This is a genomic window from Alkalihalobacillus deserti, assembly GCF_020734105.1.
GTDB lineage: Bacteria > Bacillota > Bacilli > Bacillales > Bacillaceae_D > Halalkalibacter > Halalkalibacter deserti.
Window position 1 is genome coordinate 339,662 of the sequence record NZ_JAJAFR010000002.1, and the last position, 21,959, is coordinate 361,620.

The 21,959-nt window shown below is 37.9% G+C and carries 22 protein-coding genes; all 22 read left to right on the plus strand.

Features of this window, described 5'->3' with window-relative positions; genetic code table 11:
• Positions 1-2 precede the first annotated feature (2 nt).
• The 22 genes from LDX58_RS05240 to LDX58_RS05345 all read left to right on the plus strand — a co-directional run bounded on the left by LDX58_RS05240 (position 3) and on the right by LDX58_RS05345 (position 21,954).
• Complete coding sequence (locus LDX58_RS05240) at positions 3-1,694, plus strand: hypothetical protein (RefSeq protein WP_227935793.1); 1,692 nt, start codon at positions 3-5, stop codon at positions 1,692-1,694.
• On the plus strand, positions 1,691-1,963 hold the full coding sequence (locus LDX58_RS05245; protein ID WP_227935794.1) for an EscU/YscU/HrcU family type III secretion system export apparatus switch protein: 273 nt from the start codon (positions 1,691-1,693) through the stop codon (positions 1,961-1,963). The genes LDX58_RS05240 and LDX58_RS05245 overlap by 4 nt, the downstream gene beginning before the upstream one ends.
• A 166-nt stretch (positions 1,964-2,129) precedes the next feature.
• Positions 2,130-2,288, plus strand: coding sequence for a hypothetical protein (locus tag LDX58_RS05250; RefSeq protein WP_227935795.1), 159 nt, complete (start codon positions 2,130-2,132; stop codon positions 2,286-2,288).
• 243 nt (positions 2,289-2,531) lie between these two features.
• Positions 2,532-3,692 (plus strand): ADP-forming succinate--CoA ligase subunit beta, encoded by a 1,161-nt coding sequence (gene sucC, locus LDX58_RS05255; RefSeq protein ID WP_227935796.1) that lies wholly within the window; start codon positions 2,532-2,534, stop codon positions 3,690-3,692.
• An 18-nt stretch (positions 3,693-3,710) separates the two neighbouring features.
• Positions 3,711-4,625 (plus strand): succinate--CoA ligase subunit alpha, encoded by a 915-nt coding sequence (gene sucD / locus LDX58_RS05260; protein ID WP_227935797.1) that lies wholly within the window; start codon positions 3,711-3,713, stop codon positions 4,623-4,625.
• Between the two features lie 71 nt (positions 4,626-4,696).
• A complete protein-coding gene (dprA, locus tag LDX58_RS05265; RefSeq protein ID WP_227935798.1) occupies positions 4,697-5,572 on the plus strand; it encodes a DNA-processing protein DprA in 876 nt (291 codons plus the stop codon).
• A 129-nt stretch (positions 5,573-5,701) separates the two neighbouring features.
• Positions 5,702-7,777, plus strand: a complete 2,076-nt coding sequence (gene topA / locus LDX58_RS05270; RefSeq protein WP_227935799.1) for a type I DNA topoisomerase — start codon at positions 5,702-5,704, stop codon at positions 7,775-7,777.
• A gap of 485 nt (positions 7,778-8,262) precedes the next feature.
• Entirely contained in the window at positions 8,263-9,570 is a 1,308-nt protein-coding gene (gene trmFO, locus LDX58_RS05275; RefSeq protein WP_227935800.1) for an FADH(2)-oxidizing methylenetetrahydrofolate--tRNA-(uracil(54)-C(5))-methyltransferase TrmFO, read from the plus strand.
• A gap of 68 nt (positions 9,571-9,638) precedes the next feature.
• Complete coding sequence (gene xerC / locus LDX58_RS05280; RefSeq protein ID WP_227935801.1) at positions 9,639-10,538, plus strand: tyrosine recombinase XerC; 900 nt, start codon at positions 9,639-9,641, stop codon at positions 10,536-10,538.
• Positions 10,539-10,562: 24 nt separating this feature from the next.
• Positions 10,563-11,108 (plus strand): ATP-dependent protease subunit HslV, encoded by a 546-nt coding sequence (gene hslV, locus LDX58_RS05285; RefSeq protein ID WP_227935802.1) that lies wholly within the window; start codon positions 10,563-10,565, stop codon positions 11,106-11,108.
• Between the two features lie 31 nt (positions 11,109-11,139).
• Complete coding sequence (gene hslU, locus LDX58_RS05290; protein WP_372459106.1) at positions 11,140-12,534, plus strand: ATP-dependent protease ATPase subunit HslU; 1,395 nt, start codon at positions 11,140-11,142, stop codon at positions 12,532-12,534.
• 20 nt (positions 12,535-12,554) lie between these two features.
• Entirely contained in the window at positions 12,555-13,334 is a 780-nt protein-coding gene (gene codY / locus LDX58_RS05295) for a GTP-sensing pleiotropic transcriptional regulator CodY (RefSeq protein ID WP_227935803.1), read from the plus strand.
• Between the two features lie 481 nt (positions 13,335-13,815).
• The gene (gene flgB / locus LDX58_RS05300) at positions 13,816-14,214 is read left to right on the plus strand and encodes a flagellar basal body rod protein FlgB (RefSeq protein WP_227935804.1); all 399 of its coding nucleotides are present in this window, start codon (positions 13,816-13,818) and stop codon (positions 14,212-14,214) included.
• A 3-nt stretch (positions 14,215-14,217) separates the two neighbouring features.
• Positions 14,218-14,676, plus strand: a complete 459-nt coding sequence (gene flgC / locus LDX58_RS05305) for a flagellar basal body rod protein FlgC (protein WP_227935805.1) — start codon at positions 14,218-14,220, stop codon at positions 14,674-14,676.
• Positions 14,677-14,692: 16 nt separating this feature from the next.
• Complete coding sequence (gene fliE / locus LDX58_RS05310; RefSeq protein WP_227935806.1) at positions 14,693-14,998, plus strand: flagellar hook-basal body complex protein FliE; 306 nt, start codon at positions 14,693-14,695, stop codon at positions 14,996-14,998.
• Between the two features lie 57 nt (positions 14,999-15,055).
• Positions 15,056-16,630, plus strand: a complete 1,575-nt coding sequence (gene fliF / locus LDX58_RS05315; protein ID WP_227935807.1) for a flagellar basal-body MS-ring/collar protein FliF — start codon at positions 15,056-15,058, stop codon at positions 16,628-16,630.
• A gap of 12 nt (positions 16,631-16,642) precedes the next feature.
• Positions 16,643-17,659 (plus strand): flagellar motor switch protein FliG, encoded by a 1,017-nt coding sequence (fliG, locus tag LDX58_RS05320; protein WP_227935808.1) that lies wholly within the window; start codon positions 16,643-16,645, stop codon positions 17,657-17,659.
• Positions 17,652-18,482, plus strand: coding sequence for a flagellar assembly protein FliH (fliH, locus tag LDX58_RS05325; protein ID WP_227935809.1), 831 nt, complete (start codon positions 17,652-17,654; stop codon positions 18,480-18,482). Before fliG ends, fliH begins: the two co-directional genes overlap by 8 nt.
• Positions 18,460-19,779, plus strand: coding sequence for a flagellar protein export ATPase FliI (fliI, locus tag LDX58_RS05330; protein ID WP_227935810.1), 1,320 nt, complete (start codon positions 18,460-18,462; stop codon positions 19,777-19,779). The genes fliH and fliI overlap by 23 nt, the downstream gene beginning before the upstream one ends.
• A 2-nt stretch (positions 19,780-19,781) precedes the next feature.
• Positions 19,782-20,219: a flagellar export protein FliJ gene (gene fliJ, locus LDX58_RS05335; RefSeq protein WP_227935811.1), complete on the plus strand. Its 438-nt coding sequence runs from the start codon at positions 19,782-19,784 to the stop codon at positions 20,217-20,219.
• Between the two features lie 14 nt (positions 20,220-20,233).
• Entirely contained in the window at positions 20,234-20,791 is a 558-nt protein-coding gene (locus LDX58_RS05340) for a MotE family protein (protein WP_227935812.1), read from the plus strand.
• Between the two features lie 29 nt (positions 20,792-20,820).
• Positions 20,821-21,954: a flagellar hook-length control protein FliK gene (locus LDX58_RS05345; RefSeq protein ID WP_227935813.1), complete on the plus strand. Its 1,134-nt coding sequence runs from the start codon at positions 20,821-20,823 to the stop codon at positions 21,952-21,954.
• The last annotated feature ends 5 nt before the right edge of the window (positions 21,955-21,959 follow it).

Below are 21,959 nucleotides of genomic sequence, written 5' to 3' on the forward strand. Positions count from 1 at the left end.
CCATGATTCACGTACAAAATCAATCGACATCTGTTCATTCTGTAAAGCAAGCGAGGACTCTTTCATTATCAGCTGGACAGTTATTCCAAGGGAGAATCACAAAAATATTTCCGAATAATGTTGCAGCATTATCAGCAACTGGAATGCAGTTAACGGCTCGTTTAGAAGCGGCGCTTACAGTAGGGCAGCGCTATTGGTTTGAAGTGAAGGATGCAACTGGACTCCCACGTCTAAAAGTTCTAGATGACAACAATATGAGACGTGAAGGTGCTTCTGCTAATACGGCAACCGAAAAATTGCTACAGCAACTAGGGTTGTCTCCTTCTAAAGCTATGGAGAGCTTTGTCAGTCAGCTGACGGCTCTTAAAACACCATTTTCAAAAGAGGCATTACTCAATGGATTTCAAGTGCTTACAGAGCTAAATCAATTAAATGAGGAAGGCTATCAGTCTATTGCAAAAATGTCGCAAAAGCAATTGCCAATTACTAAAGAGTCGTTCTTGGCTTACCAATCGATGGCAAATCAACCATCCTTAACAATGCAGTTGATTCAACTCGAAACCTCATTAGAGAATGTTCATTTAGGAACAGCCCAAGATGTAAAAGAACTGATTGGAACAATGCTGAAACCTGGCTTTTTTCAAACTGCCAACTCACCGATTGCCCAGTTACTCTCTCTTGTAATGAATAACGAGCCTGGTGCCATGCAGCTTTTAGTTCGATTGGGGATTATCCAAGGGGGAACTTCTACTCAACAATTACACGAGCATATGAGACAAGCCTTATTAAACCAAGGCAATCAACAAGTAGTTGACCGACTATGGCCAGGATTCTCTAATAACGGAACTCTAGAAATGCAGTCTCTGGTGGCCAAACTCCAAATACCTGCGGGGAAAGAAGGAATGCATAAGTTAGATCAGCTCCTAACCTTACTTAAAACTCCTGCGTCAGCTGAAGAAGTACAAACTAAATGGCTTCAATTACCAACTAATACTTTAGGAAAAGAAGAAAGGGCTATCCTACAGCAGGTTTTAGAGTCAGCGACTAGTTTTTCCAGCAGTGAAAAAACGGCAGGGTCACACCTAAAATCAATTTTATCAATGCTAGGACTACAATATGAACATGATGTTACACGTTTTCTGCAAGGGGATGGCGAACGTGAATCAATTCATTCTGAACGGTTAAAAGGATTGCTTTTGTCGCTACAACAACAAGATTTGCCTCAGACTATTAAAGATCAGGTCAATCAAACTTTACTTCGTATAACAGGACAACAGCTGCTTTTACAGGAACAAACTGGACCTTTTCATCACATGCTCTTTCAGTTACCTATTGCTTTAGGTTCATATCAAACAGAGCTAACGATGCAATGGCAAGGAAAAAAGAATGAGGAAGGAGAGCTTGATCCTACATTTTGTCGTGTTCTGTTTTACCTAACCTTGGAGCGTTTACAAGAAACTGTTATCGATTTACAAATTCAAAACCGAGTTGTTACTGTAACGGTTTACAACGAGGAAGATAAACCACATGCTTTAATTGACCTGCTTTCACCTTCTTTGAAGCGAGCTCTTGCTAAGCAGGATTATCAGCTATCATCAATTATTTGGAAAAAAATTAGTGAACAACAAGAAAAAAGGCCTGCTTCAGTCTATCAACCAAGAAACAGTTATCAAGGAGTAGACATAAGAATATGAAAACAAATCTAGATAGCAAAAAGGCAATTGCACTTCGTTATCAGGCCGATAAAGACGAGTCACCTAAAGTGATTGGAAAAGGTCAAGGAATAATGGCAGACGAAATCATCTCATTGGCTAAGGAGCATCATATTCCTATTCAAGAAGATCCTTCGCTAATTCAAATGCTTAGTCAGCTCGAAGTAAATCAATCCATTCCACCAGAGTTATATGAAGTAGTAGCAGAAGTTTTTGCTTTTATATATCGGATTGACCAAAAGGCTAAGTAAAAAAGGATTGTGTTAAATCAGGCACATACTTAATTATGGGAGTCTGTTTTAAGGGGAGGACGAAAAGTGGTTATTAACTTTTTCATTCTCCTTTTTAGTTTTTATTTTTTTGGACAAACTTAATAATGCAGGCCATGTAATCCAGACGATATGGGAGGAATGAAAGATGCATAATAGAAAAGTTAATCAAGAAAATGAAGAGTATGCTCATGAATTAGGTATTCATCATTCCGTACAAGAATCCGATGCGAAGATCGATTTGGCTAAATTTCTTTTGGGACAAAAAGGTAAGAAAAATGAGAAAGAAGAAAAACCTAAGGAATAAGTTGTGGTCGAATTAGTTAGTGGATGAAAAACGTGAGTAATTTTGATAAAGATGAAAAGTCAAATGAATAATTCTTGTATTCGTTGCAAATGTCGAACTTTATTATTTATTTGAAAGATGGAGGGAATTTTCCCTCCCTATTTTGTGAAAACAATGTTAGAATAAAGAAGGATTCAGCCATTCATGATTAAATGGACTGGATGGTCTGAAATTACAAGCAATTGATAGGAGGCTGGAGAGAGAATGAATATCCACGAGTATCAAGGAAAAGAGCTCCTTCGTAAATATGGTGTTGCTGTTCCTAACGGGAAAGTAGCGTTCTCAGTTGACGAAGCAGTAGAAGCAGCAAAAGAATTAGGTTCTAGTGTAAGTGTAGTAAAGGCACAAATCCATGCAGGTGGCCGCGGAAAAGCTGGCGGTGTTAAAGTTGCCAAAGGTTTGGATGAAGTTCGTACATATGCAAATGAGATACTTGGTAAAACATTAGTAACTCATCAAACAGGCCCAGAAGGTAAAGAGGTAAAGCGCTTACTTGTTGAAGAAGGCTGCGACATTAAAAGTGAGTATTACATTGGTTTAGTAATGGATCGTGATACTTCAAGAGTTGTCATGATGGCTTCTGAAGAAGGCGGTACTGAAATTGAAGAAGTTGCTGAAGCAACTCCTGAAAAGATTTTTAAAGAAGTCATTGATCCGGCTGTTGGCCTTCAAGGCTTCCAAGCACGTCGTCTTGCTTTCAACATTAACATTCCAAAAGAATTAGTTGGACAAGCTGTTAAATTCATGATGGGACTTTATAAAGTTTTCGCGGAGAAGGATTGTTCAATTGCGGAAATTAACCCACTTGTTACTACAGGTGATGGCAAGGTAATGGCACTAGATGCAAAATTTAATTTTGATTCTAATGCCCTTTATCGTCAAAAAGATATTCTTGCCTATCGTGACCTTGAAGAAGAAGATGCAAAAGAAATTGAAGCATCTAAATATGACCTAAGCTATATTTCATTAGATGGTAATATCGGATGTATGGTTAATGGTGCCGGTCTTGCAATGGCAACAATGGATATCATTAAACATTACAGTGGCGATCCGGCTAACTTCCTTGACGTTGGTGGCGGTGCGACGGCTGAAAAAGTTACAGAAGCATTTAAAATTATTCTTTCTGATGAAAACGTTAAAGGAATTTTCGTTAACATCTTTGGTGGTATTATGAAATGTGACATCATTGCTGAAGGTGTAATTCAAGCTACAAAACAAGTTGGTCTTGAAATCCCACTTGTTGTTCGACTAGAAGGTACAAATGTCGATCTTGGAAAGCAAATCCTTAAAGATTCTGGATTAAATATTACAGCTGCTGATTCAATGGCTGACGGCGCACAAAAAATCGTTTCATTAGTGAAATAGAAAGGCGGGACGTAGAAAATGAGTATCCTAATTAACAAAGATACAAAAGTAATTGTTCAAGGTATTACAGGAGCTACTGGTTTGTTCCATACGAAGCAAGCGGTTGAATATGGTACGAAAATCGTTGGTGGTGTAACACCTGGTAAAGGTGGTACAGAGGTTGAAGGAATTCCGGTATTTGATACAGTAGAACAAGCAGTAAAAGCAACAGGAGCTAATGCTTCCGTTATTTACGTACCACCTGCATTTGCTGCAGATGCGATTATGGAAGCAACTGATGCTGAACTTGATTTAGCTATTTGTATTACAGAAGGAATTCCTGTAATGGATATGGTTAATGTTAAGCGTTATATGGAAGGAAAGAAAACTCGCTTAATCGGACCAAACTGCCCAGGAGTAATTACGCCTGAAGAGTGTAAAATTGGTATTATGCCAGGATACATTCATAAAAAAGGTCATGTAGGTGTTGTATCACGTTCTGGTACCCTTACGTATGAGGCCGTTCATCAATTATCAACTAATGGTATAGGACAGTCATCTGCTGTAGGTATTGGTGGAGACCCAGTTAACGGCACAGACTTCATTGACGTATTAAACCTATTCAATGAAGATCCAGATACGTATGCTGTTATCATGATTGGTGAAATTGGTGGTACAGCGGAAGAAGAAGCTGCTGAATGGGTAAAAGCGAATATGACTAAACCTGTTGTCGGCTTCATTGGTGGTAAAACAGCGCCTCCAGGAAAGCGCATGGGCCATGCTGGTGCGATTATTTCTGGTGGTAAGGGTACAGCAACTGAAAAGGTTAAAACTCTTGAAAGTTGCGGAATCAAAGTAGCAGAAACACCTTCTGTTATGGGTGAGGTTCTTATCGCTGCTTTAAAAGAGAACGATTTACTTGAAAAATGTATAACACACAAAGTAACAAACTAACGATTGATTTCCTATTGAAAGTCCTCGAATTTGAGGGCTTTCTTTGTAATGAAAAAGAAAGGGGAGTTCTAATGTATGACTTTAGACAACGTTTAATCCATCTTCATAGTTGCCGAGAGCTTAGTAGAAACGCATTATGTAAGATTTTAAACTTAGATAATGAATTAAAATCAATCTATGACTACTCGATTAATCAATGGAAGGTGTTGTTACAACTCTCACCACAAACTGCAGAATCCCTCTTTAAGCATCTCCACTCATACACACCACCACAACTATTAAACTACTTTCAAAAAAAGAACATTCACATTATTACTATAGAAGATAAGGACTATCCTCATTTGTTAAAGCAAATTTTTGATCCTCCTTTTGTCTTATATGGGATGGGTAGAATAGAAATACTATTAGAGGAAAGAAGATTAGCTGTTATTGGCACCCGAATACCAAGTAAAGTGGGTGTGGCAACAGTAACTGAATTAATTCCTCCTATCGCTGAAAAAGGTTGGACAATTGTAAGCGGATTGGCGAGAGGAATTGATTCATTAGCTCATTGGAACACAATTAACACGTCGGGTCATACAATTGCTGTATTAGGTTCAGGGTTTAATTATATTTATCCGAAAGAAAATATCGGACTATTTTTAAAATTGTCACAAAATAATTTACTCCTTACAGAATATCCTCCACATACTCCTCCAAAAAAGTGGCATTTTCCAGCTCGTAATCGAATTATTAGCGGTTTATCTCAAGCTGTGCTTGTCATAGAAGCAAAGGAAAAAAGTGGGTCTTTGATTACAGCAGACCAAGCATTAGAGCAAGGTAGAGATGTGTTTGCTGTACCAGGATCTATTTTTTCAAAGCAATCGAAGGGAACCAATTATCTAATCCAACAAGGAGCAAAATTAATTACACAAGCAGAAGATATTTTGCTAGAGTTAAATGATTAATCTACAAAAAACGACATGTTTCACCCCTCTCTTCTTCCCTCATTTACCAACTGCTGTTTGACAAATACCAAATGTCTGTTTAATAATAGGGAAGATTTTAATTATATCTTCGAGAGAGGGAGTTGCTATATGGCCGATTATTTAGTAATCGTTGAATCTCCCGCCAAAGCAAAGACCATTGGAAAATATTTAGGGAAAAAATATATTGTTAAAGCTTCAATGGGACATGTTAGAGACTTACCAAAAAGTCAAATGGGAGTAGATGTAGAAAAAAGTTATGAGCCCAAGTACATTACAATACGTGGAAAAGGTCCCGTTTTGAAAGAGTTAAAAACAGCTGCCAAAAAAGTAAAAAGAATTTATCTCGCGGCTGACCCCGATAGAGAAGGTGAAGCAATTGCTTGGCATCTTGCTCACAGTCTTAATATCGATGAAAACTCTGATTGCAGAGTTGTTTTCAATGAAATAACAAAGCAAGCAATTAAAGATGCATTTAAAACTCCTCGTCCTATTAATATGGACTTAGTAGATGCTCAACAAGCGAGGCGTATTCTTGATCGTTTAGTTGGTTATAACATTAGTCCTTTACTATGGAAGAAAGTGAAAAAAGGGCTAAGTGCCGGACGGGTGCAATCTGTTGCTGTTAAAATGATAATTGAACGTGAAAAAGAGATCCAAAGTTTTGTTCCTGAAGAATACTGGAGTATTCCGGCACAATTTTCTCTTGAAGAAGAGACATTTGATGCAAAGTTTTACGGGATTGAAGGTAAGAAAAAGGAGCTTTCATCAGAAGATGAGGTTAAACAGGTTCTTTCCAAATTAAAGGGCGATCAATTTGATGTTACTTCAGTTAAAAAGAAAGAACGTAAAAGAAATCCAGTTACTCCTTTCACAACTTCTTCGTTGCAACAAGAAGCTGCTCGTAAATTAAATTTCAGGGCAAAGAAGACGATGATGATTGCTCAGCAATTATATGAAGGAATTGAACTTGATAAAAAAGAAGGAGCCGTTGGTCTCATTACGTATATGCGTACAGACTCAACACGAATTTCGGAAACAGCTCAAGACGAAGCGAAGCAATACATCGAGCAAACTTATGGGGAAGAATATACTCGTAAGGAAAAAAGAATCGTTAAGAAAGATAAAAAAGCGCAAGATGCTCATGAAGCGATTCGTCCGACTTCTGTGTTTAAAGATCCTAAAATGGTAAAAGGCTTTTTATCCCGTGACCAGTTAAGGTTGTACAAGTTAATTTGGGAGCGTATGGTTGCAAGCGAGATGGCTCCAGCCATTATGGATACGATGACGGTGGATATTGAACAAAATGGTGTTCAATTTAGAGCGACGGGCTCAAAAGTGAAATTTGCAGGTTTTATGAAAGTATATATTGAAGGTAATGATGACGGAAAGAAAGAAGAAGATCGCTTATTACCTAATTTAGAAGAAGGTCAAAAGGTTAGTAAGGTTGAAATTGAACCAAATCAACATTTTACTCAGCCACCACCAAGATATTCGGAAGCTCGACTTGTAAAGACGATGGAGGAGCTGGGCATAGGTAGACCTTCAACTTATGCACCAACATTAGATACGATTCAACGCCGTGGTTATGTGGCATTAGAGGATAAACGGTTTATCCCAACTGAACTAGGTTCAATCGTGTTAGAATTAATTGTTGAATTTTTCCCGGAAATTCTTGATGTGGAATTCACGGCCAAAATGGAAGATGACTTAGATTCTATTGAAGAAGGTCAACAAGAATGGATTCGAATAATAGATGGCTTTTATAGAGGTTTTGAAAAGCGATTAGCTGTTGCTGAGGAAGAAATGAAGGAAGTTGAAATTAAAGATGAGCCTGCTGGTGAAGATTGCGAGAAGTGTGACCATGAGATGGTTTATAAAATGGGTCGTTATGGTAAATTCATGGCCTGCTCTAATTTTCCGGAGTGTCGAAATACAAAAGCTATCGTAAAAGACATAGGTGTAAAATGTCCGTCTTGTAAAGAAGGAAATGTCGTAGAACGAAAAAGTAAAAAACGCCGAATTTTCTACGGCTGTGACCGCTACCCTGAATGTGAATTCTTATCATGGGACAAACCAATAGCAAGACCTTGCCCCAAATGTAACAGCATGTTAGTTGAAAAGAAAACGAAAAAAGGTGTACATGTAGAATGTTCATCATGCGACTATAAGGAAGAATCTAACTGAAGACTTAGTACAAAAAGGTCGCTTTTTACCTTTTTGTACTAAGTCGAAGCATGAGCGGAACCGCTGCAATGTTTTAAGCCTTGTCTGAGTGAACTTCTCAGGCAAGGCGCGCAGCGAGAGAAGCCATGCCACTCCATGGCTGAAGTAGAATCATCATTCAAAAAGGTCGCTTTTTACCTTTTTGTACAAAGTCGAAGCATGAGCGGAAGAAGGCATTGCAATCTCTTGGTATACCGATAGCTCATTATCAAAAAGGTCAGCTTTTACCTTATATATTAAATTAATGGTGAGAAATGCATCTCTTTTTGAGGCTATTTTCTGAAGAATATGTGAACAATGAACACAGACAATCTTAAATCGCGATTAAGGCATGATACAAATATTTGTAGTTTGCTTAAGTATTATGATAATATAAAAAAGCCTTCACCTATTATGGGTGAAGGCATTTCTACTGTTTAGTATGGAAATACTTGGAGGGATTTATTTTGTCACATCAACATGTTAACGTAATTGGTGCAGGGTTAGCTGGTAGTGAAGCTGCTTGGCAACTTGCTAAGCGTGGCGTTACGGTTCATTTATATGAAATGCGCCCAGTTAAACAAACACCGGCACACCATACAGATAAATTTGCAGAGTTGGTTTGTAGTAATTCGTTAAGAGGGAATGCGTTAACGAATGCAGTTGGCGTTTTAAAAGAAGAGATGCGAAAATTAGACTCGGTGATTATTAGTTCAGCCGATGATGCTGCGGTTCCTGCCGGTGGAGCATTAGCTGTTGATCGTCATGATTTTGCTGGAAATGTAACAGAACGAGTAAGGAATCATCCGAATGTTAAGGTATTTAATGAAGAAATAACTTTAATTCCTGAGGGTCCAACCATCATTGCAACGGGACCGCTTACTTCTGAGCATTTATCGAAGCAACTTAAAGAGTTAACTGGCGAGGAATACTTATATTTTTATGATGCAGCAGCTCCAATTATCGAGACAGATTCTATTAATATGGATAAAGTCTATTTAAAGTCAAGGTATGATAAAGGTGAGGCTGCGTATTTAAATTGTCCAATGACAGAAGAAGAGTTTAATCAATTCTATGATGCACTCGTTTCAGCAGAAACGGTTCCTCTTAAAGAATTTGAAAAAGAAGTTTTCTTTGAAGGATGTATGCCGATTGAAGTCATGGCTAAACGTGGTCGTAAAACGATGTTGTTTGGACCTATGAAGCCAGTTGGACTTGAACATCCTGATACGGGTAAACGTCCATTTGCTGTTGTTCAGCTTAGACAAGATAATACTTCGGGAACGCTTTATAATCTTGTAGGTTTCCAAACGCATTTAAAATGGGGACCGCAAAAAGAAGTATTAAAACTAATCCCTGGTTTAGAAAACGCTGAAATTGTCCGATATGGTGTCATGCATCGTAATACATTTATCAATTCTCCTAATTTGCTGAATCCAACGTATCAGTACAAGGGTCGGGACGATTTATTCTTTGCGGGTCAAATAACGGGTGTTGAAGGGTACGTAGAATCTGCAGCAGCGGGACTGGTAGCTGGTATAAATGCAGCCAACTATGTACAAGGAAATGAATTAATTACTTTCCCAGAAACAACAGTCATTGGAAGTATGGCTTCTTATATCACAACAGCTAGTTCAAAAAATTTCCAACCGATGAACGCTAATTTTGGTTTGCTTCCACCACTTGAGGTTCGAATTAAAGATAAAAAGGAACGCTACGAACAATTAGCTGATCGAGCGTTAAGTGCAATTCAGAATTTTGTGAAAAAAGTGTAAATTTTGTTGTCAAGGGCTACTAAGTCATGTTAGAATTTAGTAGCTCTCTGAGTATTGGTGGTGTTTATATGCATGAACAATCCTGGATCAATCAGTTCCTTACATATTTACAATTGGAAAAGAATAGTTCTATACATACGATCAATAATTATACACGTGATATATTAGACTTTAAATCGTTTATGAAAATAAAACGTTCGAATGATTTTGCTGCTGTTAGTACTCAAGATGTACGTGATTATTTGACGCTTTTATTTGAAAAAGAATACGCAAGAAAGACGGTTTCTAGAAAAATTTCCGCATTAAGAAGCTTTTACATGTTTCATATGAGAGAAAAGCATGTAAGTGAGAACGTTTTTGCAACGGTAGTACTGCCAAAAAGTGGGGAACGGCTGCCCACTTTTTTGTACGAGGAAGAAATGAAAGAGCTTTTTGATTCCTTAATGGGTCACGAAGCACTTGATCAACGAGATCGTGCAATTTTAGAATTGTTATATGCGACCGGGATGAGGGTAAGTGAGTGCAGTCAACTGTCCATTCATGCTATTGATTTATCAATTGGGACGGTTTTAGTAATTGGCAAAGGACGAAAAGAACGTTATACCCCAATTGGTGCATTTGCTTGTGATGCCTTACACGATTATATTGAAGATGGGAGAAAAAAGCTTTTAGCTAAAGCCAACAACCCTACAAGCGCTCTATTTTTAAATTATCGCGGCGGACAATTGTCAGATAGAAGTATTCGTACGATTGTTCAAACGCGAATGGAGAAGGTGTCTTCAAATAAACGTTTAAGGCCACATGACATTAGACACTCATTCGCCACGCACATGTTAAATAATGGAGCTGATTTAAGAGTGGTTCAAGAACTTTTAGGTCACGAACATCTCTCAACTACGCAAATTTACACTCATGTTACGAAAGATCGATTACGTGATGTATACAAACATGCTCACCCTCGAGCTTAGAGGGGTAGCAAGGGAGGATTTTTAATGAGTCATTCATTTCATGCCACAACAATATTTGCTATACAACATAACGGTAAATGTGCAATGGCCGGTGATGGTCAAGTTACATTTGGTAATGCAGTTGTGATGAAACATACAGCAAAGAAAGTTCGAAAAATTTATCAAGGAAAAGTAATTGCTGGATTTGCTGGTTCTGTAGCAGATGCTTTTACATTATTTGAAAAATTTGAAGCTAGGTTGGAAGAATACAATGGAAACCTTCAAAGAGCAGCTGTGGAATTGGCGAAGGAATGGCGTAGTGATAAGGTTTTAAAAAGACTAGAAGCCATGCTTATTGTTATGAATCAAGAGCATTTGTTACTCATTTCAGGGACTGGTGAAGTTATTGAACCGGATGACGGAATATTAGCGATAGGTTCTGGTGGCAATTACGCGCTTTCTGCAGGGCGGGCATTAAAAAAACATGCGTCATCTCTTTCTGCAAAAGAAATAGCACAGGCCTCGTTAGAAACTGCTGGTGAAATTTGTGTGTATACAAATTTAAATATTATTGTAGAAGAACTTAACTAGTTGAACGATTCAGGAATGGAGAGTGAAGATAGTGAGAACAGACTTAACTCCTCGTGAAATTGTTGACCGTCTTAACCAATTTATTGTTGGTCAAGAGGAAGCCAAAAAATCAGTCGCAATTGCTTTGCGTAATCGCTTTAGACGGAGTAAATTGGATGAAAAAATGAGAGATGAAATTACTCCAAAGAACATCTTAATGATTGGGCCAACAGGTGTAGGAAAAACGGAAATTGCACGTAGACTTGCTAAGTTGGTAGGAGCTCCATTTGTAAAAGTGGAAGCAACGAAATTTACTGAGGTTGGTTATGTGGGGCGTGATGTAGAATCAATGGTACGCGATCTTGTTGAAACAAGTGTACGTATGATAAAAGAAGAGAAAATGCAGCAAGTACGAACACAAGCAGAAGAAAATGCCAATCAACGCATTGTTGAATTACTCGTACCAACAGCTAAGAAGCAAACGAATTATAAAAACCCTTTTGAAATGATTTTTGGGCAACAAGGGACACAAGAAGTTGAAACTGAACCAGTAGAAGAAACTAATATCTCCTCAAAGCGAAGACAAACAGCTCATAAGCTAGCTCTTGGTGAACTAGAGGATCATCTTATTACAATAGAGGTAGATGAGCAATCACAAAGTTTTATGGATATGTTTCAAGGGGCAGGCATGGAGCAAATGGGAATGAATATGCAAGAAATGCTCGGTGGGATGATGCCTAAAAAAAGAAAGAAAAGACGTTTACCAGTTTCTGATGCGAGGAAAGTAATAACAGAGGAAGAAGCGCAAAAGTTGATTGACATGGATGAAGTGACGCAAGAAGCTGTTACGAGGGCCGAACAATTGGGAATCATTTTTATTGATGAAATTGATAAAGTAGCAAGTAAAGGTGGGCAGCAATCGGCAGATGTATCTCGGGAAGGCGTCCAAAGAGACATTCTACCAATTGTTGAAGGTTCCACGGTCGTAACAAAGCATGGACCTGTTAAAACCGATCACGTCCTCTTCATTGGTGCTGGAGCATTTCATATGGCCAAACCATCTGATCTCATTCCGGAACTACAAGGACGCTTTCCAATTCGTGTCGAGCTTTCAAACTTATCTGTCGATGACTTTGTTCGTATCCTAGTTGAACCTAATCATGCTTTAATCAAACAATATGTGGCACTTCTTGAAACAGAAGGTATAAAAGTTTCATTTTCGGACAAAGCTGTTCATAAGATTGCGACTATTGCAACGGAAGTCAATCAAGAGACCGAAAACATTGGGGCTAGACGATTACACACGATACTCGAGCGGTTACTTGAAGATCTTTCATTTGAGGCACCGGATATTAATTTAGAAGAAATTGTGATAACACCAGAATATGTAGAAGAAAAATTAGCTTCTATTGCAAAGAATCGAGATCTTAGCCAATATATTCTGTGAAGATGTAGGAGGAGAAAGAAATGGATTTATTATCAAGAACAAGAAAAATTAACGAGATGCTACAAAAGACAGGGGTACAACACGTAAATTTCAAAGATATGGCAGAAACCCTTCGTGATACAATAAGTGCAAATATTTTTGTAGTTAGCCGTCGTGGGAAGCTTTTAGGTTTTGCGATTAAACAAGAAATTGAAAATGAGCGGATGAAGAAAATGTTAGAAGACCGTCGTTTTCCTGATGTCTATACAGATGGGCTTTTCAAAATTGAAGAAACATCAGCTAATCTTGATATCGAAAGTGAGTACACAGCTTTCCCCGTTGAAAACAAAGATTTATTTAGTAGTGGCCTTACAACAGTTGTACCGATTCAAGGTGGAGGTCAACGCCTTGGTACTTTAGTCTTAGCTCGATTAAATCAATCATTTAGTGATGACGATTTGATTTTAGCTGAATATGGTGCAACAGTTGTTGGGATGGAAATCCTTCATGAAAAAACGCAAGAAATTGAAGAGGAAGCACGTAGTAAAGCGGTTGTCCAGATGGCTATTAGTTCATTATCATATAGTGAACTAGAAGCAGTGGAACATATTTTCCATGAATTAGATGGGAAAGAAGGATTACTAGTGGCGAGTAAAATTGCTGATCGAGTAGGGATAACTCGTTCTGTTATTGTAAATGCACTTCGTAAACTAGAAAGTGCTGGTGTCATAGAATCTCGTTCTCTGGGGATGAAGGGAACATATATTAAGGTATTAAATGATAAGTTTTTATTCGAATTAGATAAGCTAAAAACGAAATAAGCAACTAAAACTGTATCAAAAGTCTACTAGACTTTTTGGTACAGTTTTTTTATGCAATTAACTGTCTGCTACAACTTTTATAAGGGGATAGGACTAAGATAGGAATGTTTTTTCTAACTTGTCATGTCTTCCTAGGAAGAAAGGATGAACAAAGTTTAAAAACATGTTAAGTTAAATTTATGTCGACAAAAAATAGGAACGATCGACAATGTTCAATGAATGGGTTTTAGTTAATAATGAAGAAAGAGGAAATTGAAGGCGAAATCGATTTATTATCAGGGGTAAACAACACTAGCATAGTAAATTGCGACAAAAGTCTACAAAGTTCTGTAGTTCTTTTCTCTTGAAAACAGTAATTTCATAAAACGGTGTTAGACTTTTACTAAGACTTTTATTACAATTTTCATAAGGACTTTGAGGAAAAATGTAAAACTATACGAAAAATGTCGAAAAGAAGTATAATGTCGGAAGGTGATTTATTTTGGATCTATTTGGAAGTTCAAACATAAAAGCAATAGAACGAGGACTACAAGGAGCGCAACTACGCCAAAAAGCAATATCTAATAATATTGCAAATATTGATACACCCAACTATAAAGCTAAGCAAGTTAGTTTTAAACATACATTAACTGATGCAATGAACGAATCTAAGCTAACTGCAAATCGAACAAATTCTCAGCATGTTGAATTTAGGACAATTAACCGATCACCTATTGTAGAAACAAATCGAACAACGATGTACAACCATAACCAAAATAATGTAGATATTGATTTAGAAATGGCGGAGTTAGCTAAAAACCAAATTTATTACAATGCATTAATTGAAAGAATAAATGGAAGTTTTAATAGCTTGCAAACTGTTATAAAAGGAGGGAGATAAAAAATGACTATATTTCACGGTTTTAACATGAGCGCCTCAGCATTAACCTCTCAGCGATTACGTATGGACGTTATCTCAGCCAATATGGCAAATGCGGAAACGACTAGAGGGACGATGGTTAATGGAGAGTGGCAACCGTATCAAAGAAAAATGGTCGTTATGCAACCAAATGAGAAACAATCGTTTGCTCCCTTCTTAAATAATGCGATGGGTAACTCAAATTCATCTGTTGGAAATGGTGTGAAAGTAACTGGAATTATCAATGACCAAACTCCCTTCAAGTTAGTCTACAACCCAGAACACCCAGATGCTAATGAACAAGGATATGTACAACTGCCTAATGTCGACCCCCTGAGAGAAATGGTTGATCTGATGAGTGCAACAAGGTCATATGAAGCTAATGTGACTACATTAAATGCTTCAAAAAACATGCTTTTAAAAGCTTTAGAGATTGGAAGATAGGAGAAGGATAACTAAAATGAATATCACAGGGATACAATCACCTTTTTTAATCGATCAAGCTGCTAACCAGAGTAAACCCAAAGTAACACCAGCTGAAGCTCAGGCTACATTTAAGACAGCTTTAAGCCAAGCGATTAAGGACGTAAATGAACTACAAAAAACTTCAGCAGAGAAGACGGAGTTACTCACAAAAGGTGAAATAGATAATCTTCATGATGTAATGATTACTGGCCAGAAAGCTAGCATTACTCTCCAAGCAACAGTTGAAGTAAGAAATAAAGTAGTCGAAGCTTACCAAGAGATTATGCGAATGCAAGTTTAAAAGTCTAGTTGACTAGACTTTTCTCTTTTGTTTGAAGTTTTGCTAGGGGGAGGCCACATGAAGGAGAAATTAATAAGTTACCGAGTTAAGTTAACAGAATATTGGACTAGTCGTACGGCTAAACAAAAGGGAATTCTTATCGGTTCAGTTCTTGCCATACTATTGATTATTATCCTTTTAACTTTTATGGGGACAAAGAAGAGTTACGCTGCTTTATACAGCAATTTAACTCTTCAAGAAACAGGTCAAATTAAAGAGACATTGGACGCACGTGGAATATCGTCAACAATCTCAGAGAATGGAACATCGATTTTAGTCCCAGAGGAACTTGTTGACTCGCTCAAGGTTGAACTTGCAGCAGAGGGGCTACCAGAAAGTGGAAGTATTGACTATAGTTTTTTTGAAGAACAAATGGGCTTTGGAATGACAGATAATGAGTTTTCTGTTATTGAACGGGCTGCAATGCAAACAGAACTTGGAAGTTTAATTCGAAATATCGATGGCGTAAACCATGCTAATGTCATGATTACGTTACCCGAAGAAAGTGTTTGGCTAAGTGCAACGAAAGAAGCAGCTACAGCAGCGGTTGTATTAGATTTGGCAGCTGGATATCAACTTGATTCAACCCAGGTTAAAGCTTTATTTCACTTAGTTTCAAAAAGTGTTCCAAACCTACCTATAGAAAATATCTTCATTTCTGATCAAATGTTTAACGATTATTTATATGATAATGAAAATGCTGTTGACTCCACTCTTTCAGTCTATGAACAACAGCGCGCCATTCAACGCGATATTGAACATGACCTCACAAGAAATTTACAGCAAATGCTTGGTACAGTTGTTGGTAGAGATAAGGTTCTAGTATCGGTTACAACGGATATAGATTTCACACAAGAAAATCGTACGGAAGCGCTAATAGAACCAGTAGACCCTGAAAATATGGAAGGGATAGCGGTCAGTATTGAACGAATTGCTGAAACATACAGCGGTGAAGGGACAATTGATGGAGGGGTAGCTGGAGTTGGAGAAGAAATTCCTAATTTTCCTGCTGCTGTTGGACAAGGACCTTCGGAATGGGAGCGTACGGAAGACCGAATTAACAATGAGGTAAATCGCATTAATCGAGATATTGTAGAAAGCCCTTATAAGATCCGTGATCTAGGGATTCAAGTCATGGTAGAACCTCCTGAAGGCTTAGATGTTCTTCCGCAAGAACGATTAGATGATCTTCAACAAATTTTGGGTACAATCGTCAGAACAAGTATTTCAGGTGTGTATGCAAATGGGCTAACTCCAGAAATGATTAATGAAAAGATCGCTATTACCTCTCAACCATTTGAGGGGAAATTAGAATTTGAGCAACAACCGATTGAGGCGATCCCGATGTGGATGTATATAGTTGGAGGGGCATTAGTTTTTGTTATTCTACTTCTATTATTCTTACTTTTCGGAAAGAGAAAACAAGATAGTGTAGAGGAAACGATTGAAGAAGAGGTTAGTTATCAGCTCCCAGATCTTCCAAACGAAGACACGGGCCTATCTGCGACTAAGCGAAAACAATTAGAAAAAATGGCAAAAGAAAAACCGGATGAATTTTCAAAACTATTACGAACATGGCTATCTGAAGATTAGGAGGGATATAGATTGGCTACTACGACAAACAAAGGTTTAACGGGTAAACAAAAAGCAGCGATCCTCCTCATCTCACTTGGACCTGATGTTTCTGCACAAGTGTACAAGCATTTATCAGAAGAAGAAATTGAACAACTAACACTTGAAATTGCAAATGTCCGAAAAGTTGATAGTGGGATGAAAGAGGAAATACTTGAACAATTTCACTCACTAGTTATAGCTCAAGATTATATTGCACAAGGTGGGATTGGCTACGCGAAAAGCATCCTTGAAAAAGCGTTAGGTGAAGAGAATGCGATGGGCATTATTAATCGTTTAACTTCAACGCTTCAAGTACGTCCTTTTGATTTTGCGCGTAAATCGGATCCATCGCAAATACTGAATTTTATTCAAAATGAACACCCGCAAACAATTGCACTTATCTTATCGTATTTAGAATCTGTACAAGCTGGACAGATACTATCAGAATTACCTCAAGAAGTACAAGCAGATGTCGCGAAGAGAATTGCCTTAATGGATAGTACATCACCTGAAATTGTTAACGAGGTGGAGTCAATTCTAGAACAGAAGCTCTCATCAACGGTTACTCAAGATTATACAGATGCTGGTGGAATTGAGGCTGTCGTGGAAGTACTTAATAGTGTGGATCGTAGTACAGAACGAACGATTCTAGATGCCTTAGAGATTCAAGATCCAGAACTAGCAGAAGAAATTAAGAAGCGTATGTTTGTCTTTGAAGATATCGTAACACTTGATAATCGTTCAATTCAACGTGTCATTAGAGATGTAGAGAACGAAGACTTACAGCTTTCATTGAAAGTGGCCAGTGAAGAAGTAAAGGAAATTGTCTTTAATAACATGTCTCAACGTATGGCAGAGACATTTAAAGATGAGATGGAATTCATGGGTCCTGTCAGGCTAAGAGATGTTGAGGAAGCTCAATCGAGAATTGTTGCTGTCATTCGTCGCTTAGAAGAAGCAGGCGAAATAGTTATAGCGCGTGGTGGAGGAGACGATATTATTGTCTAAAATCATTAAATCACTTCATTCATCTCATGCAAAAGTGGAAACAAAACAAATTACAATCCGTAATCTTTTTGAAGAAGGCATATTTAATAAGCTTGAATTAAATAGTGATTCGATGCAGCTAAAAGAGACGGAACAAATCGATAATTTAGAAGAACGTAAGAAGAGAATAGAGGCCGAAGTTGAAGATGCGCAAATAAAGGCTAATCAGTTAATTGCTGATGCGGAAGAAAATGCTAGAAAGTTAGTAGAGGAAGTTGAACTAGAGCGGCAACAAGCGCTCTTGGAAATGGAACAAGTAAGGCAAGAAGCTTCAGAAAAAGGATATCAAGAAGGTTTTGAGCGAGGGCAAAATGTAGGGTTTGATTCCTATTCCAACTTGATTAAGCAGGCACAAGCCATAATCTCACAATCTGAACAGGAATATGAGAAAACCTTGGATTCAGCTGAACCTGTTATTGTTGAACTAGCAACTGCACTTACTAGTCGTATAATCGGTTGGCAATTAACAGAAAAACCGGAAATTTGGTCTTCTTTACTCAAACAAGTGATGACAGAAGTACGTGAACACGAAAATGTAAAAATTTATGTTCATCCAGATTGGTTTGAAAGAACAACTCATCAAAAAGAAGAACTTGAACAATTACTGAGCCATACAGAAAACCTCTTTATCTACCCAGATGCGGGTTTGATGAAAAATGGCTGTGTGATTGAATCTAAATATGGCCGTATTGAGGCGACAGTGGACAAACAACTCGAGGAGCTTAAAGAACAGTTGCTTGAGAAACTGAAGGAGGGGGAGCATGAAGGCACAAGCGCTTATTAATTCTGTTCCTTCTTTATCTCCATATAAATGGTACGGGAAAGTAACACGTGTTGTTGGCTTAACGATAGAATCAAAAGGACCTCAAGCTTCAATTGGCGACCTCTGCTATATCATTGTTGGAAAAACAAAACAAACAAAGATAAAAGCCGAAGTAGTAGGTTTCCGTGATGAGAATGTTCTGCTAATGCCTCTTGACGGTACAATGGAAATTTCACCAGGAAGCCTTGTAGAGGCGACTGGCAAGCCTTTAGAAATAAAAGTAGGTAATGGATTAATAGGACATGTAATTGATGGATGCGGGGAGTTAATGACTAAAGGTCCACTTCCAAAAGGACTTACATCTTTTCCGACTGATAATAACCCACCAAATCCTTTAGCGAGACCGCGTATCCATGAAAAAATGTCACTTGGTGTGAGGGCGATTGATTCTCTTTTCACTGTAGGTAAAGGCCAACGGATTGGTATTTTTGCAGGTAGTGGTGTCGGAAAAAGCACACTTCTTTCAATGTTGGTAAAAAATTCAGCAGCAGATGTTAATGTGATTGCTTTAATTGGTGAGCGTGGACGCGAAGTAAAGGATTTTATTGAAAGAGATTTAGGAGAAGAAGGATTACGTAAAACGATTCTAGTTGTAGCGACGTCAGATCAACCTGCATTAATGCGAATAAAAGGGGCAATGACGGCAACTGCTGTTGCTGAATATTTTCGAAATCAAGGTCTCCATGTTAATTTAATGATGGATTCTGTGACCAGGTTTGCTATGGCGCAAAGAGAAATTGGATTAGCCGTTGGAGAACCACCTACGTCAAAAGGATATACCCCATCTGTTTTTGCGATGCTTCCTAAATTATTAGAGCGCTCAGGTACAGATGCTAGAGGTTCAATCACAGCCTTTTATACAGTTTTAGTCGACGGGGATGATATGAATGAACCGATTGCTGATGCTGTGCGAGGGATTTTAGATGGACATTTAGTGCTTGATCGGAAATTAGCTAATAAAGGACAATTTCCTGCCATCAATGTTTTAAGAAGTGTTAGTCGTGTAATGGCAGATGTAGCTGACGACACACATAGGGCAGTTGCCGACAGAGTAAGGACATTATTATCGATCTTCGATGAGAATGAGGATTTAATCAATATAGGCGCTTATAAAAGAGGGGCTTCTAGAGAGATTGATGAAGCCATTCAAATGCATCCGCAAATCATTTCATTTTTAAAGCAAGCAACTGACGAAACAACCGATGTTGATGAATCAGTTCAAAGATTAATCAAAGAGTTCGGAAGAGGTGAACGTTAAACATGTCATTCCAATTTACGCTCGAAAAAGTCCTGCAGTTTAGGGGACGGGAAAAGCATACAACACAAGCTCAATATCAAGAAGCAGTAGATCAGTTTGAGTTAGTAGCTACACAGTTATATGAATTGCTTAAGCGTAAAGAGGAACTGGAAAAGCATGCACGGGAGCAAGTTTCGACTGGTACTTCGATTTATGATTTACAGCAAAATCAAATGAAAGTGTTGCGATTACAACACGAAATACAATTGAAACAACGAGCTACACAGGTTGCAAGAGAAAAAATGACAAAGACACAAGAGGATTTTATTTTAAAATCTATTGAGCTTAAAAAATATGAAAAAATGAAAGAAATCAAACATGATCAGTATAAAGAAGAAGAAAAGCGAGTTGAACTATTGCAAATGGATGAAATGTCGATCCGATTATTTGCAAACCGATGAGGTAAGGTGATTCTATGGGTGAAAATGAAAAAACACATAGCAAGATACAATGGCTCTTTCTTGTTATTTGCATCCCTGTTATCTTTGCAATCATTTTATTTAGTGTCATTTTATCTTTTCTAGGGATCAATGTGATGGATAAAGCGAAAGAATATGGTGCAAACATACCAGTTGTATCTTCATTGATTACTGAAAATGAAGAAAAAGAGATTGATGTTCAATTGCTTGAAGCAACTATACAGGAACAACAAGCAGAGATTGAACGCCTACATGCTACGATCGGTGACCGCGAGGAAGAAATTAAGTCGTTGAAAAGTGAGCAAGCTCAAATAGATCATAGTGCTTCAATAGAAGAAGAACTTTACGTAGATGAAGCTAGTGAACTTAAAGATATAGCGAAAACCTACGAGTCGATGTCAACGAAAAATGCAGCTGGTATTATTGCTGAATTATCTACGGAAGACGCACTTTTACATTTATCTCAAGTTTCAATTGAGATTAGGGCTGGTATTTTGTCGAAGATGGAAAGTGAATTAGCAGCTGATCTAATGTCCCGATTGGCTAATCAATAAGCACCTATCTATTGAAGGGAGGTGAAAGAATGAATGGAATGAACTTACTGGTTTTAACAAATAGTTCTCAAGTACCTTTCAAGTCTGGTGGTGTCTCAACACAGTCTACTGGTGAATCTACTTTCTTCCATTTACTCGGACAGTTAGTAACACCTGCAGTTGTTGATGAACCCTCTTTGGTTGTTGAAGGTGATGGTGAAATTCAAGAAATGCTAAAGAAATTACTAGGTCAAATAAATCTGAGTGAAGATGAACTAGTGGATAAGAAAGAGATAAAAGACTTATTAAGTTTACTTCCAATCGAAGTACAAGAACAAATTTCTACCTTTATTCAAATGGAAGAACAAAATTTACAACAGGTATTTATGTGGCCACAAATACAACAAGCTGTTTTGGTTCTAATAAATGCATTAGCGTCACATCCATCTAAAGTGGATGTTAATCTTTATGAATTTGTTTCAAAGTTTTCTGGACTAGATGTAGACGAAACGGATACTACAGAAGTTCTGATAATGAAATTCAAGCAGTTTGTAGAGCAGAAAAAATCAGAGGGACAACTTGTTTTCGATATTCAAATGAATAAGGAAACGGAAAGAACAGTCAAAAATGTTAAACTACCCTTATTTAAAGAGTCTATGGTGCCACAAGGGTTAAATCTTAGTCCGAGTGGACATGAATTAGGTCAGGCAATGTCTAGAGCTGAACAAGCGACCATTCATATTGGTGACCGTTTACCGAAAGAAATGCAGCAACAGCAGTTTATAAGGCAGTTTCAATCGTTGATACAGCGCAGTGTTCTGAATCAAGGCCCCGCAGGTTTGAATACGTTATCGATTAAATTATTCCCTGCACATTTAGGGCGATTAGATATTCAACTGACGCAGGTAGATGGAGTCATCACAGCCCGGATTCTAACGGGATCGGCTACTGCAAGGGAATTGATTGAAGCACAAATTACTCAGTTACGCCAGGCTTTTAACCAACAGCAAATTCAAGTAGAGAGAATTGAAATTGCACAACAATATCTTGGACAAGAAAGAGATGAGCAATCCTCAGGTAGAAATACTAAAGAAGATACACCATTTCAAGATAAAGCCGAGCATGAGGGTGATAGTGAATTTCAGGAGTTTCTAGAAGAAGCTTCATTCAATGAACAGGTGTAGGTGAT

Bases quoted from the DNA above. Each gene is read 5' to 3' on its own strand.
- LDX58_RS05240 (WP_227935793.1), top strand. From the start codon at position 3: ATGATTCACGTACAAAATCAATCGACATCTGTTCATTCTGTAAAGCAA.
- LDX58_RS05245 (WP_227935794.1), top strand. From the start codon at position 1,691: ATGAAAACAAATCTAGATAGCAAAAAGGCAATTGCACTTCGTTATCAG.
- LDX58_RS05250 (WP_227935795.1), top strand. From the start codon at position 2,130: ATGCATAATAGAAAAGTTAATCAAGAAAATGAAGAGTATGCTCATGAA.
- sucC (WP_227935796.1), top strand. From the start codon at position 2,532: ATGAATATCCACGAGTATCAAGGAAAAGAGCTCCTTCGTAAATATGGT.
- sucD (WP_227935797.1), top strand. From the start codon at position 3,711: ATGAGTATCCTAATTAACAAAGATACAAAAGTAATTGTTCAAGGTATT.
- dprA (WP_227935798.1), top strand. From the start codon at position 4,697: ATGTATGACTTTAGACAACGTTTAATCCATCTTCATAGTTGCCGAGAG.
- topA (WP_227935799.1), top strand. From the start codon at position 5,702: ATGGCCGATTATTTAGTAATCGTTGAATCTCCCGCCAAAGCAAAGACC.
- xerC (WP_227935801.1), top strand. From the start codon at position 9,639: ATGCATGAACAATCCTGGATCAATCAGTTCCTTACATATTTACAATTG.
- hslV (WP_227935802.1), top strand. From the start codon at position 10,563: ATGAGTCATTCATTTCATGCCACAACAATATTTGCTATACAACATAAC.
- codY (WP_227935803.1), top strand. From the start codon at position 12,555: ATGGATTTATTATCAAGAACAAGAAAAATTAACGAGATGCTACAAAAG.
- flgC (WP_227935805.1), top strand. From the start codon at position 14,218: ATGACTATATTTCACGGTTTTAACATGAGCGCCTCAGCATTAACCTCT.
- fliE (WP_227935806.1), top strand. From the start codon at position 14,693: ATGAATATCACAGGGATACAATCACCTTTTTTAATCGATCAAGCTGCT.
- fliF (WP_227935807.1), top strand. From the start codon at position 15,056: ATGAAGGAGAAATTAATAAGTTACCGAGTTAAGTTAACAGAATATTGG.
- fliI (WP_227935810.1), top strand. From the start codon at position 18,460: ATGAAGGCACAAGCGCTTATTAATTCTGTTCCTTCTTTATCTCCATAT.
- fliJ (WP_227935811.1), top strand. From the start codon at position 19,782: ATGTCATTCCAATTTACGCTCGAAAAAGTCCTGCAGTTTAGGGGACGG.
- LDX58_RS05340 (WP_227935812.1), top strand. From the start codon at position 20,234: ATGGGTGAAAATGAAAAAACACATAGCAAGATACAATGGCTCTTTCTT.
- LDX58_RS05345 (WP_227935813.1), top strand. From the start codon at position 20,821: ATGAATGGAATGAACTTACTGGTTTTAACAAATAGTTCTCAAGTACCT.